The following is a 14,126-nucleotide window of genomic DNA, read 5'->3' as shown; positions in this document are numbered from 1 at the left end:
AACTGAACAGTTGTCCACATCTTGCCCGAGAGTTTCTCACCCAACGTGAACCGAGGGATCGAATGTGTAAACCTGGCTCAGCGTTCGCAGCGGTCATCGCGGCGTCCGCGCTCTTCCTCACCACGGGCGGCACGGCCGCCGCGCAACCACCGTCCACGCCCGCGACCGCATTGCACGCCGAGGGGACGCAACTCGTCGACGGCTACGGCCGGACGGTGCTGCTGCACGGTGTCAACAACGTCGACAAGGACGCCCCGTACCTGCCGCCGGGTGAGAACCTCACGTCCCGAGACGTGGACATGCTCGTCGAGCACGGCTTCAACACGGTAAGGCTCGGGACCTCATTCGACGCGCTCATGCCCGCCCGGGGGCAGATCGACGAGGCCTACCTCGACCGGATCACCGGAGTGGTCGACGCACTCACCGCGCGCGGCATCCACGTTCTGCTCGACAATCATCAGGACGGGCTCTCGAAGCCGTGGGGCGGCAACGGATTCCCCGCGTGGGCGATCGAGTCGCGGCCGGAGGCATGGGAACCGAATCCCGGCTTCCCGCTGTACTACGTGATGCCGAGCATGAATGCCGGCTGGGACGAGGTCTGGAACAACACGCACGGCGCGCTCGACTATCTCGGCACCGCGCTCGGCGCACTGGCCGCGCGAGTGGAGGGCAAACCGGGCGTGATGGGCATAGAACTCATGAACGAACCCTGGCCCGGCTCGCCGTTCCTGACCTGCTTCCCCAACGGGTGCCCCGACTTCGACCGCAAGTACCAGGGCGCGATGCAGAAGCTGACGGATGCCGTCCGCGCCGAGAATCCGACGATCCCCGTGTACTGGGAGCCGAACGTCACGTGGAACCAGATGATGCCGTCCAATCTCGCCAACCCACCCAGGACCCCGGCCCTGAGTGATCCGGACATCGTCTTCGCGCCGCACGACTACTGCATCCCCAGCCAACTTGCCATCTATCTCGGGCTGCCCGAGGCCCTGCGCAGCCTCTGCGTCCCACAACAGGACCTCACGTGGTCCCACATCGACGCGATCACTGCGCGCGCCGACATCCCGACCGTGGTCACCGAGTTCGGCGACGGCGACGCGACCGTCCTCCGGAACACCCTCGCGCGCGCCGACGAACGCTTCATCGGCTGGCAGTACTGGCATTTCGGGTCGAACAACGTCACCGACCCGTTCCTCGGCGACGTCGGCCGGCAGCTCGTTCGGACCTACCCGCAGGCCACGGCGGGCGATCCCGGTCGGATGATCTTCGACGCCGACAACGGCGACTTCGCCTACCGGTACACGCCGCGGGTGGCGACGCGGCCCACCGAGATCTACGTCTCCGACCTGCACTACCCCGACGGCTACGAGGTGCAGGTGGACGGCGGACACGTGACGTCCGCGGCCGGTGCCCGCATCGTCACCGTCGCCGCCGACGGCAGTGGACCGGTGACCGTGAAGGTCCACCGGCCCGGGTCGCCGGGGGCCGAGGTGCCGGACGGGCCGATCAGCACGGGATCGTCGGGCAGCACCGGGTCACTCGGTAGTTCCGGGTCATCCGGCAGCGCCGGGTCATCCAGCAGCGCCGGGTCCTAGCCGCAGCGTCACCGCAGAGAAGACAGCGCACCGGGACCGGACCCGCAGACGGTCCGGTCCCGGTGCACTGCTCGATCGGCGCGCCTACCCCTGCGCGGCACGCCGCCGCAAGCGCCGGGCCGCCGCAACCAGGTTGCGCAGCGACGGCTCGAGCTGCCAGTAGTGGCGGGTCTTGAGCCCGCCGTCGGGGTTCGCCCACAGCCGGTCGAGGTCCACCGATTCGGCGGCCTCGGTGAGCAGGGCGTCGAGTTCGTCGATGTCGGGGATCCGCGCCGAACGGCTCTCGTACACACCGGGTCCGACGCCGTGCGTGAGCGCCTTCTCCTTGATCGCGTCGAGTACCCAGCCGATCGAACGCGTCGCGACGATCGCGGTGACGTCGGCGTCGAGTCGCTCGATCGCGTCGACCACCGACCGCTGGCCCGAGTACGTCAGGTGCGTGTGGATCTGCGTTTCCGGCTTGGCACCGCCCGTCGCGAGACGGAACGCGTCGACCGCCCAGTCCAGGTACTCCTTGCGCCCGGTTTCCCGCAGCGGCAACAGTTCCCGGATGGCCGGCTCGTCGACCTGGATGATCGCGATGCCCGCGGCCTCGAGGTCGGCGATCTCGTCCCGGATCGCGAGCGCCAACTGGTCCGCGGTCTCGTGCAGCGGCTGGTCCTGGCGCACGAACGAGCGCGCCAGCATCGTGACCGGACCGGTGAGCATGCCCTTGACCGGCTTGTCGGTGAGCGACTGCGCGTACGAGATCCACTCCACCGTCATCGGCTCGGGCCGCCGGACGTCGCCGTACAGCACCGGCGGGCGCGTGCACCGCGAACCGTACGCCTGCACCCAGCCGTTGTGGGTGAACGCGTAGCCGTCGAGCAACTCCGCGAAGTACTGGATCATGTCGTTGCGCTCGTGCTCGCCGTGCACGAACACGTCCAGGCCGATGTCCTCCTGCAACGCGATGGTGCGGGCGATCTCGTCCTGGATGCGCTTGTAGTACTCGTCCCAGCCGAGACGCCCCTGGCCCAGGTCGTAGCGGGCCTGACGGATCGCATCGGTCTGCGGGAACGAGCCCAGTGTGGTCGCCGGCACCGACGGCAGGTTCAGCCGGGCCTGCTGCGCGACGCGACGCTCCTCGTATGGTGCGCGGACGCGGTGCGCGGACGTGATCGCATTGACCCGCGCCCGGACGTCGTGCTTCTGCTTGAAGTGCACCGACGTCGGCTTCTTGCGCCAACGGTCCGACGGACCCTCGGTGAGCGCCTTCGCGAGCGAGACCACCTCGCCGACCTTCTGCTTCGCGAAGGCGAGGCGGTCGGCGACGTCACCGGGCATGTCGTACTCCATGAGCACGTCGTACGGGACGTGCAGCAGCGAGCACGACGTCGACACGACCAGATCCGGGACGACGTCCTTGATCTGGTTGAGGTAGGTCAGGGTGTTGAACCGGTCGACGCGCCACACGTTGCGGCCGTCGACGATGCCGGCGTAGATCCGCTTGCGCCTGATGCCGGGGATCTTCGCGAGTTCCTCGGCGGTGATGCGGCCGTTGATCAGGTCCAGGCCGAGCGCCTCGACGGGGGTGGCAGCCAGGATCGGCAGCGCGTCGCCGAGGTGTCCGTACGGTCCGGTGACGAGGATGCGCGGACGCAGCGGGGCGTGTGCGAGCGTCTCGTACGTGCGGCCGAGCGCTGCCAACTCCTCGGGGGACCGGTCCTCGGTGAAGCACGGCTCGTCGAGCTGGATGCACGTGGCACCGGCCTTGGCGAGCTGCGCGAACAGCTTCTCGTACTGCGGCAGGAGCTGATCGAGCAGATCGAGGGTCGTGAACCCCTCCTGGGTGGATCCGGGTGCGATCTTCGACAGCAGCAGCAGCGAGATCGGCCCGAGAACCACCGGTCGCAGCTCGATACCGAGCGCCTTGGCCCGCTCGAACTCGTCGAACAGCGTCTCCGAATGCAGTTCGAAGGTGGTGCGCTCGTCCAGCTCGGGCTGACGGTAGTGGTAGTTGGTGCCGAAGAAGCGCACCAGCTCGAGCGGCGGGAAGTCGGGCCGGCCGCGAGCCATCGTGAAGTAGAAGTCGAGTGGGTCGAGCTCACCCTGCAGCGGGGCGAAACGCTCCGGGACCGCACCGAACAGCAGCGCGTTGTCGAGCACGTGGTCGTAGTACGAGAACGTGTTGCCGGGAACCTGCGTCAGCCCGGTGGCGGCCAGCTCGCTCCACGTCTGCTCCTGCAGTTCCTGTGCGACGGAGACGAGTTCGGCCTTGGTGCCGGTCCCGTGCCAGTAGGCCTCGAGGGCCCGCTTGAGCTCGCGACGGGGCCCGATGCGGGGGTATCCGAGGACGCTGGATCCGTACCCGGCGGTGTTTGCGGCGGACATGCGGATCGACCTTTCCCTTCAAGCACCTTGCGCCCGTACGCCTTTTCCGCTGCCGAGAGTGCGGAGAAGGCGCACGGGCGCCGAGGAGCGGGCTGGTGTTGCCGTAAAGTGCTGTCTAGCTTGCCTTTTTGGTGACACGGCCGTTGTCGGCGTATTCGTAGAAGCCGGCACCCGACTTCTTGCCGACGAGCCCTGCCTCGACCATCCGCAGCAGCAGTGGCGGGGCCGAGTACAGCGGCTCCTTGAACTCCTCGTACATCGAGTCGGCGATCGACTTGACGGTGTCAAGTCCCACCAGATCGGTCAGCGCGAGCGGACCCATCGGGTGCGCACATCCGAGCACCATCGCCTTGTCGACGTCTTCCTTGGTGGCGAAGCCGGACTCCACCATGCGGATCGCGGAGAGCAGGTACGGCACCAGCAGGGCGTTGACGACGAAACCGGAACGGTCCGCCGAACGCACGACCTGCTTGCCGAGCAGCTCACTCGCGAACGCCTCCGCTCGCTCCGACACCGCGGGGCTGGTCTTGAGCGTGGTGACCAGCTCGACGAGCGGAAGGACGGGCACCGGGTTGAAGAAGTGCATGCCGATCACACGCTCCGGCGCCTTGGTGGCGATACCCAGCTTCATGATCGGGATGGACGACGTGTTCGACGCGAGCACCGCGTCCGGGTCCGTCACGATCGAGTCGAGTTCGGTGAAGATCTCACTCTTGATCTTCTCGTCCTCGACGACGGCCTCCACTACGAGCTGCCGGTCGGCGAAGTCGCCGAGATCGGAGGTGAAGCGCAGCCGCCAGGCGGCCTGCTCCCGCTCCCGCTCGGTGATCTTGCCACTGCTCACTCCGCGATCGAGCGAGCGCAGGATGCGCGAGCGTCCTGCCGCCGCGAGTTCGCGGGTCTGCTCGAACACCAGCACGTCGACGTGTGCACGGGCGCACACCTCGGCGATTCCGGAACCCATGATGCCGGCGCCGATCACGCCGACGCGCTGAATCTTTTCGCTGGTCACGTCAGCTCCTTTTCGGATAGTGGAGGTCGGGTCCCTCGGGAGGGATCAGCGTGGAGGACACCCCGCCGATCCCTCCCTCGGGGCGAGGGCCTAGTGGAACTGGCCCTCTTCGGTGGAGCCCTTCAGGGCAGCCGTGGAGGTGTTCGGGTCGACCGTGGTGGCGATGCTGTCGAAGTAGCCGGCGCCGACCTCACGCTGGTGCTTGATGGCGGTGAAGCCGCGCTCCTCGGCAGCCTTGAACTCGCGCTCCTGCAGGTCGACGAAGGCGGTCATGCCCTCGCGGGCGTAGCCGTGAGCCAGGTCGAACATGCCGTAGTTGAGCGAGTGGAAGCCGGCCAGCGTGATGAACTGGAACTTGAAGCCCATCGCGCCGAGCTCCTTCTGGAACTTCGCGATGGTCGAGTCGTCCAGGTGCGCCTTCCAGTTGAAAGACGGCGAGCAGTTGTAGGCGAGCAGCTGGTCCGGGAACTCGCTGCGGACGGCCTCGGCGAACTTCTTCGCGACCTCGAGGTCCGGCACACCGGTCTCCATCCAGATGAGGTCGGAGTACGGGGCGTAGGCCTTGGCGCGAGCGATGCAGGGCTCGATGCCGTTCTTGACGCCGTAGAAGCCCTCGGCCGTGCGGGTGCCGTCGAGGAACTCGCGGTCACGCTCGTCGACGTCGGAGGTCAGCAGCGTGGCGGCCTCGGCGTCGGTGCGGGCGATGACGACCGTCGGGACGTCGGCGACGTCGGCCGCGAGACGAGCCGAGGTCAGGGTGCGGATGTGCTGCTGGGTGGGGATGAGCACCTTGCCACCGAGGTGGCCGCACTTCTTCTCCGACGCGAGCTGGTCCTCCCAGTGCGAACCGGCGACACCGGCCGCGATCATGGCCTTCTGCAGCTCGTAGACGTTGAGCGCGCCACCGAAGCCGGCCTCGCCGTCCGCGACGATCGGAGCGAGCCAGTTGTCGACCGAGGTGTCACCCTCGACCTTGGCGATCTCGTCGGCGCGCAGCAGCGCGTTGTTGATGCGGCGGACGACCTGCGGCACGGAGTTGGCCGGGTACAGGCTCTGGTCCGGGTAGGTGTGGCCGGAGAGGTTCGCGTCGCCGGCGACCTGCCACCCGGAGAGGTAGATGGCCTTGAGGCCCGCACGGACCTGCTGGACCGCCTGGTTGCCGGTGAGGGCGCCCAGCGAGTTGATGTAGTCCTCGTTGTTCACGAGATCCCAGAGGATCTCGGAGCCGCGGCGGGCGAGGGTGGCCTCTTCGACCACGGTGCCCTGGAGCTTGACGACCTGCTCCGCGGTGTAGTTGCGGGTGACGCCCTTCCAGCGCGGGTTGGTGTCCCAGTCCTGCTGGATCTGCTCGGCGGTCTTCGGAGTACCGGTCGTCGACATCGAAAGCTCCACTTCTTCTCTGCTGCTTTGCCCGGTACGGATGTACTGCTTCACATCGTTGCCAGGCCGTTCGGATGTACAAACCGACAATGGCACAGACGAAAACCGCCGTCTACCTGTTGCTAATGCCAATCTTCGCTAGCTTTTCATTTCAATCTGCAAAGCTTGCTAATTTTTGCAGAGCCAAGCAGTTGCTTGGGTTACCGCCGAGTAGGTACCGAAAGTTACCCGCAAGTAGGCATCTACCTCGGGGTTCGCCGGCGATTCCCGGCGGCAAGCGGAACGTGAAATCGGACACGTGGGCACCGACACAGACGGACGTCCCCGGCCGGGTTGCGAAGGATCCTGTGAGGGCAATCACAGGGTTGCGAAGATGTTCCGTACGTCGGAACGATCGAAAACGAGGGTTACAGATACTTTCCGAGGGGGTCCGTGGGGTCGGTGGGGCCAGTGGGGAGCCCTCGAGGCCCTAGCGACCCGGTTCGCCGCCGACGATCGCAACTCTTGCGAAGCCGTAGCGGGCGTCGAGCGGCCTCGCCGACGGCGTCATCTCGTAGGCGTGGGGTCCGAACTCGGCACATTCGATGACGGCCGACCCCGACACGATCGGCGACAGGCGGGTCACCTTCCACCGGGTGTGGACGAGTTCGCCGGTATCCGCCGTGTCGGCGCCGGAGGCCGCGGCGTTCCGCAGAATCAACTGTTCGTTCCAGCTCTGGTGGGCGAGCCAATCGGGCGTCAACTGCGTCCTCTGCGATCCGCAGTCGGCGAGATCGACGGTGCCGACGATTCCTCGGCCGCCGCCGTCAGCCGGAGCGATCGCGAAACCCATCCCGCCGACACCGTTGACGAGCTCGAGTTGGGCCTGCGGAATGCTCGGCAGCCGGAAGATGTCCTGGCCCGCCTGATCCTCGATCGGCGTGCCGGCGAGGATGTCGGACGTGTAGGCGCTCCCCTCCCGGCTCCCGGGGTGGAGACAGCTGCACGACAGCCCGGCGAACAGACGACCGAACGGGTCCTCGACGTCGTTCGAATCGGTGGACAGCGGATCGACGATCCACACCGCGATCCGAGGCCGCTCCGGGACGATCAACGGCTCGGGCAGCAGCGCCCGTGCGAAACGCCGGTTGATGTCAGTGGTCAGAACGAGCCAGCGGGCCGTCACCGACGCCGCGATGAGCTCCCCCGCCTCGTCGCCCGCTCCCGCCGCAGAGTCTGTCGGCGTGATGTCGTCCTCGCAGAACGGCGGGGCAAGGAGCGTCGGCTGGGCGAGCCCGCTCGGCGAACGGCGCTTCGAGGTAAAGATCATCGTGACCTCAGACGAACCTGGTCGAGTGGCGGTCCCGCATCTGTGGAACCTCGGCCTCCGGACAGGGAGCAGCACACGCCCTGTTCAACGGGGGCGAACGTGAGCCGGCGACGCCCGTCGTGCGGCAGGCGTCCACATCGTTCCGCTCGGGACGTGCAGGCCCTCGCCGCGCGACCCAAACTGCCTCGCAACCAATGCTTTACGAAAACGTGCATTTGGCTGTCGCCCAGCATTTTCCAGGATCACCGAGATGTCAAGACTTGTTCCTGAAACGTCATAATCGGTCTGTTCGGGAGTCCCGGTCCGGTTTGTTCGGTTGCGCCGCGAGCGGGGTGTCCCCACGCCGAGCGGACGGCCCGGTCACGGCGCCGAAAGGTCGCTCGTCACGGATGTACCAGACCACCCACGTCACCGGGAAGAACAATCCGGACCCCGCCGCCGGAATCGGTCGTTGTCCGCGTCGGTGCGCGCCCGTCGACGTCAACCCGGCGAAGACGAGCCAGACGACGACTACGACGCCTGCCGCCGCCACCACACCTACAACCCCCGGAGCTCCCATGCGCCCACCCTACGAATCTCCGCGAAGAAAAGTTGTCGAGTGATGTCGAAAGGCGGCGTCGTGCTCCGAGGTAGCAGCGAATGACGAGATACGAGGAGAGGAAAGAACGATGACCGCGATCGATCACGCGGCACCTGCCGCACATCCGACAGCCGGACAGAGCCGGCGCCTGCTCATGTGCGGCGTGGTGGCGGGGCCGCTGTACCTCACCGTGACAGCCGCCCAACTGCTCACCCGCGACGGCTTCGATTCGGCCCGACACCCACTGAGCTTGCTGAGCCTGGGCACGTTCGGGTGGATCCAGATCGCCAACTTCGTCGTGGCGGGTGTCTTGTTCTTCGCCGGTGCCCTCGGAATGCGACGAGTCATGGTCGGGGGTGTCGGCCGGACGTGGGGACCACGACTGATCGGATTCTTCGCCCTGACCCTGGTGTGGGCGGGAGTGTTCGTCCCGGATCCGTCCGACGGATTCCCGACGAATTCGTCTGTCGAGGCCGCGCCCACCATGCACGGGATCCTGCACAGCGTCGCACCGGTCCTCGCGTTCCTCGTGCTCATCGCCGCGTGTGTCGTGTTCGCGCGCAGGTTCTTTCGCCAGGGCCGCCGCGGCTGGGCCGTGTACAGCGTCGGCGTCGCCCTCGCACTGCTCGCACCGGACGTCCTCATCGGCCGCACCGGATTCACCGTCGCCCTCGCTGCCGCCGCGGTCGTGGGCTGGACGTGGGTCTCTGAGATTGCCCTCCACCTGGCGCGATCCGCCGGCCACCACCGCGGTCGCGCATGACCGGTCACCCGTCACCCGATTTCCGTATCGACCGAACCCGAAAGGACACGACGATGACCGAGCAGGACATGACCCGGCAGGTGCCCCAGCCGTCTGCCGAACTGAACGCCCTCGACAGGCTCGTGGGCACGTGGCGCGTCACCGGCGGCGCCGAAGGAACCGTCACGTATTCATGGATGGAGGGCGGCTACTTCCTCGTGCAGAACGTCGATCTCGAGCAGTTCGGCGAAGCAGTCACCGGCACCGAACTCATCGGCAACCTGCGCCCCTTCGGCGAGGAGCGGAGTACGGACGTGGTGTCCCGCTTCTACGACAACCAGGGCAACACGCTCGACTATGTCTACGATCTTGTCGGTGACACGCTGACGATCTGGGGCGGGGCGAAGGGTTCGCCCGCGTACTTCCGTGGGACGTTCTCCGCCGACGATTCGGTCCTCGACGGCGGGTGGATCTACCCCGGAGGGGGCGGGTATCCGTCGACCATGACCCGGATCGCACGGTGAATCGATGCGCTTCGACGGAGGGGAGCCGATTGTGAAGTACATGCTTCTGGCCTACACCAACCAGGCCGACTGGGAATCCGTGGACGTCACGAGCACCGAGTTCCAAGAGATGTGCGCGTTCTACGAGAACCTCGAGAGGGAACTCACCGAGACTGGCGAACTGGTTATGACGCAGGGCCTTTCGGACCCTTCGCTGACCAAGACGGTGCGCAGGGTGAACGGGACTCCGGTCGCCTCCGACGGACCGTACGCCGAGTCCAAGGAGGTGCTGGCGAGCTTCTCGATCATCGAGTGCGAGTCGCACGACCGCGCACTCGCCATCACGACCCACATCGTGGACGCCATCGGTGACACGGTCGAACTGCGACCGGTCATGGAGGGCGACCCGGCCGAGATCTGAGAACCCGGATGGCCGATCCGCGCATCGAGCACCTGCTGCGTGACCTCGCACCGCAGGTGCTCGGCGCGCTGGTACGCCGCTACGGCCGCTTCGACGTCGCGGAGGACGCGGTGCAGGAGTCGTTGCTCGCCGCAGCGCTGCAGTGGCCGAGCGCGGGCATACCCACTGATCCCCGCCCCTGGTTGATCCGGGTCGCCTCGCGGCGGATGATCGACCAGCTCCGCAGCGACCAGGCACGTCGGCGACGGGAGGAGACCGCGGCACTGCAGACGACGGCACAGGACGTGCTCGCGCCACCGGCCGACGTCGGCCCATCGGCCGGCGAGGACGACTCGCTGACGGTGCTGTTCATGTGTTGTCACCCCGCGCTGAGCACCATGTCGCAGATCGCGCTCACGCTGCGGGCGGTGGGCGGTCTGACCACTGCCGAGATCGCTGCGGCGCTCCTCACTCCGGAATCCACCGTCGGCCAACGGATCAGCCGGGCCAAGACACAGATCAAGCGCTCCGGTACGCCGTTCGCGATGCCCGAGGACCACGAGCGAACCACGCGTCTCGGCACCGTCCTGCACGTGCTCTATCTGATCTTCAACGAGGGCTACACCAGTACCTCGGGCCCGAATCTGCAGCGAGTCGAGCTGTCGAGCGAGGCGATCCGGCTCACGCGCGTCGTGCATCGTGTGTTACCCGATGACGGTGAGGTGTCCGGGTTGCTCGCGCTGATGCTGCTCACCGACGCACGCCGGGCAGCACGCACCGGTGGCAACGGTCGCCTGATCCCGATGGCCGAACAGGACCGATCCCGGTGGGACCGCGAACTCGTGGACGAGGGCGTCTCGATCGTCACGACCGCGATGTCGCAGACCGCTGTCGGTCCCTACCAACTGCAGGCCGCCATCGCCGCGTTGCACGACGAGGCACCCACGGCGGAGGACACCGACTGGAAGCAGATCCTCGGCCTGTACGTGCTACTCGAGTCGATGACGGACAACCCGGCGACAACCCTCAATCGGGCGGTTGCCACCGCGATGGTCCGTGGACCCGAAGCGGGCCTGCGCGTGCTCGACACCCTCGCCGACGACGCCCGCCTCGCGCGTTCGCACCGACCCGACGCGGTCCGCGCCCACCTGCTGGAACGTCTGGGTGACACCGTCGGGGCCGCGGTCCACTATCGGTCCGCGGCCCGCAAGACCACCAGCATCCCCGAGCAGGAATACCTGCGGGCACGTGCGGCTCGACTGGCGGAAACGCCCGATCCGGACATGTGTTAAGACGAACCTTTGCACGATTAGCAGCACGCTCGTACCCTGGCGTCATGTCCAAGACCTTCGTCGGCGCCCGTCTGCGACAGCTCCGGACCGAGCGCGGGCTCAGCCAAGCCGCGCTCGCGAAGACCCTGGACATCTCGGCCAGCTACCTCAACCAGATCGAGCACGACGTCCGCCCGCTGACGGTGCCGGTGCTGCTGCGGATCAGTGAGGTGTTCGGGGTCGACACCACGTTCTTCTCGTCGCAGGACGACACCCGTCTGATCGCCGAGCTGCGGGAGGTGGCGCTCGATGACGACATGGGCATCGACGCGGACGCGCAGGAGATCGCGGAGATGGTCTCGTCGCACCCGGGTCTGGCGAAGGCGATGGTCAACATGCACCGCCGATACCGCAACACCACCGCGCAGCTGGCCGCGGCGACCGAGGACCGGTACAGCGACGGTAGCGGCAGCGGCTCGATCACGATGCCGCACGAGGAGGTGCGCGACTACTTCTACCAACGGCAGAACTACATCCACGACCTCGACACCGCGGCCGAGGAGCTGACCGCCCGGATGCGGTTCCACCGCGGCGACATCGCCGAGGGCATCGCCCGCCGGCTCGAGAACATCCACGACGTCCAGATCGTGCGCCGCATCGATCTCGGCGAGAACGTGCTGCACCGGTACGACCCCGAGACCCGGCTGCTCGAGATCTCCCCCGCCCTGTCGGGCGGGCAGCAGGTGTTCAAGTTCGCGACCGAACTCGCGTATCTCGAGTGCGGCGACCTGCTGCGCAAGCTGGTGGACGAGGGCAACTTCACCTCCGACGAGGCCCGCTCGCTCGCGATGCTGGGCCTGGCGAACTACTTCGCGGCCGCGACGGTACTGCCGTACGGCCAGTTCCACGAGATCGCGGAGGACTTCCGCTACGACATCGAGCGGCTGTCGGCGTTCTACGCGATCAGCTACGAGACGATCTGCCACCGCCTGTCGACGCTGCAGCGACCCAAGCAGCGTGGGGTGCCCTGGTCGTTCGTCCGGGTGGATCGCGCCGGAAACATGTCGAAGCGCCAGTCCGCCACCGGTTTCCACTTCTCCTCCAGTGGCGGCACGTGCCCGCTGTGGAACGTGTACGAGACCTTCGCGTATCCCGGCAAGATCATGACGCAGATCGCCCAGATGCCCGACGGCCGCAACTACCTGTGGGTGGCACGCACGGTGGAGCGTCGCGCGTCGCGCTACGGCCAGCCGGGCAAGACGTTCGCGATCGGCCTCGGCTGCGAACTGCGGCACGCGCCGCGCGTCGTCTACGCGGACGGCCTCGACCTCGGTGGCGAAACCGCGACACCGATCGGCGCGGGCTGCCGCGTGTGCGAGCGGATGAACTGCCCGCAGCGGGCGTTCCCTCCGCTCGGCAAGGATCTCGACATCAACGAGCACCGTAGCTCGGTGTCGCCGTACACGATTCGCTGATCTACCAGCGCACTTCCCGGCAGCACGACCGCTTCCGTCAGGCCGTGTGAGCAGCTGTTCATGCGGGTGTAACAACCGACACGAACTCGTCACCGACAGACATTCCGGCGCAATAACTTCCGCATACCGTGTGCGATCACGGATACAGCGTTGTATTCGCACTTCTTCGGGACAGCTCGGCGTCACATCATCGACGGAAAGGCTCGTTCATGCCTACGTTCTCCAAGCGCACCCTCGCCGCCCCCGCTGCACTCGCGGCGTTCGGTCTGGTTCTGACCGGCTGTGGCAGCAAGGCGTCGGACACCTCCGCCGGCGGCAGCACCTCCGCGGCCTCCTGCGTGGACACCTCCGGCAACACGGTCAAGGTCGGGTCGCTGAATTCACTGTCGGGCACCATGGCGATCAGCGAGGTCACTGTCCGCGACTCGATCGCCCTCGCCGTGGAGGAGATCAACAACGCCGGCGGCGTACTGGGCAAGAAGATCCAGATCGTCGCCGAGGACGGCGCGTCGGAGCCGACCGTGTTCGCCGAGAAGGCCGAGAAGCTCATCAGCAGCGACTGTGTCGCAGCGGTTTTCGGCGGTTGGACGTCGTCGAGCCGCAAGGCGATGCTGCCGGTGTTCGAGGACAACAACGCGCTGCTCTACTACCCCGTCCAGTACGAGGGCCTCGAGGACTCCCCCAACATCTTCTACACCGGCGCCACCACCAACCAGCAGATCGTGCCGGCGCTGGACTACCTGAAGGAGAAGGGCGTCAAGTCCCTCTACCTCGTGGGCAGCGACTACGTGTTCCCGCAGACCGCGAATCGCATCATCAAGGCCTACGCCGCGGCCAACGGCATCGAGATCAAGGGCGAGGACTACACCCCGCTCGGCTCCACCGACTTCTCCACCATCGTCAACAAGGTCCGCACCGCGAACGCCGACGCAGTGTTCAACACCCTCAACGGCGACTCCAACGTCGCGTTCTTCCGCGAGTACTCCAATGTGGGCCTGAAAGCCGCTGACATGCCGGTGGTCTCGGTGTCCATCGCCGAAGAGGAAGTGGGCGGCATCGGCGTCGCGAACGTCGAGGGCCAGCTGACGGCGTGGAACTACTACCAGACGGTGGACTCGCCGGAGAACAAGAAGTTCGTCGACGCCTACAAGGCCAAGTACGGCGCGAACAAGCCGACGTCCGATCCGATGGAGGCGGCCTACACGTCGGTGTACCTGTGGAAGAACACCGTGGAGAAGGCGAATTCGTTCGGTGTGGCCGACGTCCAGGCCGCCGCTGACGGCGTCACCTTCCAGGCGCCCGAGGGTCTCGTCACCATCGACGGCGACAACCATCACATCACCAAGACCGCCCGCATCGGCGAGATCCGCGACGACGGTCTGATCTACACCGTCTGGGAGTCCGACGGCCCGATCCAGCCCGACCCGTACCTCGCGAACTACGACTGGGCGAAGAGCCTGTCCGGCGCCGGTAGCTAGCTCGCAAC

The 14,126-nt window shown here is 66.7% G+C and carries 12 protein-coding genes; 7 read left to right on the top strand and 5 right to left on the bottom strand.

Features of this window, described 5'->3' with window-relative positions; genetic code table 11:
- The first annotated feature begins 62 nt into the window (after window positions 1-62).
- Window positions 63-1,595 (top strand): cellulase family glycosylhydrolase, encoded by a 1,533-nt coding sequence (locus DEU38_RS02925; protein WP_114718649.1) that lies wholly within the window; start codon window positions 63-65, stop codon window positions 1,593-1,595.
- A gap of 84 nt (window positions 1,596-1,679) precedes the next feature.
- Here DEU38_RS02925 and metE read toward each other — a convergent pair whose 3' ends face one another.
- The 5 genes from metE to DEU38_RS28810 all read right to left on the bottom strand — a co-directional run bounded on the left by metE (window position 1,680) and on the right by DEU38_RS28810 (window position 8,228).
- On the bottom strand, window positions 1,680-3,968 hold the full coding sequence (gene metE / locus DEU38_RS02920) for a 5-methyltetrahydropteroyltriglutamate--homocysteine S-methyltransferase (protein WP_114718648.1): 2,289 nt from the start codon (window positions 3,966-3,968) through the stop codon (window positions 1,680-1,682).
- Window positions 3,969-4,083: 115 nt separating this feature from the next.
- Entirely contained in the window at window positions 4,084-4,980 is an 897-nt protein-coding gene (locus DEU38_RS02915) for a 3-hydroxybutyryl-CoA dehydrogenase (RefSeq protein ID WP_114718647.1), read from the bottom strand.
- Window positions 4,981-5,070: 90 nt separating this feature from the next.
- The gene (aceA, locus tag DEU38_RS02910; RefSeq protein ID WP_114718956.1) at window positions 5,071-6,360 is read right to left on the bottom strand and encodes an isocitrate lyase; all 1,290 of its coding nucleotides are present in this window, start codon (window positions 6,358-6,360) and stop codon (window positions 5,071-5,073) included.
- A 469-nt stretch (window positions 6,361-6,829) separates the two neighbouring features.
- Entirely contained in the window at window positions 6,830-7,669 is an 840-nt protein-coding gene (locus DEU38_RS02900; RefSeq protein WP_114718645.1) for a hypothetical protein, read from the bottom strand.
- Between the two features lie 274 nt (window positions 7,670-7,943).
- The gene (locus DEU38_RS28810) at window positions 7,944-8,228 is read right to left on the bottom strand and encodes a hypothetical protein (protein WP_147283448.1); all 285 of its coding nucleotides are present in this window, start codon (window positions 8,226-8,228) and stop codon (window positions 7,944-7,946) included.
- 109 nt (window positions 8,229-8,337) lie between these two features.
- On the opposite strand from DEU38_RS28810, the gene DEU38_RS02895 reads away from it, so the two are divergent.
- The 6 genes from DEU38_RS02895 to urtA all read left to right on the top strand — a co-directional run bounded on the left by DEU38_RS02895 (window position 8,338) and on the right by urtA (window position 14,118).
- Window positions 8,338-9,012 (top strand): DUF998 domain-containing protein, encoded by a 675-nt coding sequence (locus tag DEU38_RS02895; protein WP_114718644.1) that lies wholly within the window; start codon window positions 8,338-8,340, stop codon window positions 9,010-9,012.
- Between the two features lie 53 nt (window positions 9,013-9,065).
- On the top strand, window positions 9,066-9,515 hold the full coding sequence (locus tag DEU38_RS02890; protein WP_114718643.1) for a hypothetical protein: 450 nt from the start codon (window positions 9,066-9,068) through the stop codon (window positions 9,513-9,515).
- Window positions 9,516-9,555: 40 nt separating this feature from the next.
- Complete coding sequence (locus DEU38_RS02885) at window positions 9,556-9,915, top strand: YciI family protein (RefSeq protein ID WP_258557627.1); 360 nt, start codon at window positions 9,556-9,558, stop codon at window positions 9,913-9,915.
- An 8-nt stretch (window positions 9,916-9,923) separates the two neighbouring features.
- A complete protein-coding gene (locus DEU38_RS02880) occupies window positions 9,924-11,186 on the top strand; it encodes an RNA polymerase sigma factor (RefSeq protein ID WP_114718642.1) in 1,263 nt (420 codons plus the stop codon).
- A 44-nt stretch (window positions 11,187-11,230) separates the two neighbouring features.
- Window positions 11,231-12,640, top strand: coding sequence for an acetate metabolism transcriptional regulator RamB (gene ramB, locus DEU38_RS02875; RefSeq protein ID WP_114718641.1), 1,410 nt, complete (start codon window positions 11,231-11,233; stop codon window positions 12,638-12,640).
- 209 nt (window positions 12,641-12,849) lie between these two features.
- Window positions 12,850-14,118: an urea ABC transporter substrate-binding protein gene (gene urtA, locus DEU38_RS02870; protein ID WP_114718640.1), complete on the top strand. Its 1,269-nt coding sequence runs from the start codon at window positions 12,850-12,852 to the stop codon at window positions 14,116-14,118.
- The last annotated feature ends 8 nt before the right edge of the window (window positions 14,119-14,126 follow it).

This window comes from Rhodococcus sp. AG1013 (assembly GCF_003350365.1).
Lineage (GTDB): Bacteria > Actinomycetota > Actinomycetes > Mycobacteriales > Mycobacteriaceae > Prescottella.
The sequence above is the reverse complement of the archived record's forward strand: the minus strand, read 5'-3'. Positions and strand labels throughout refer to the sequence as shown.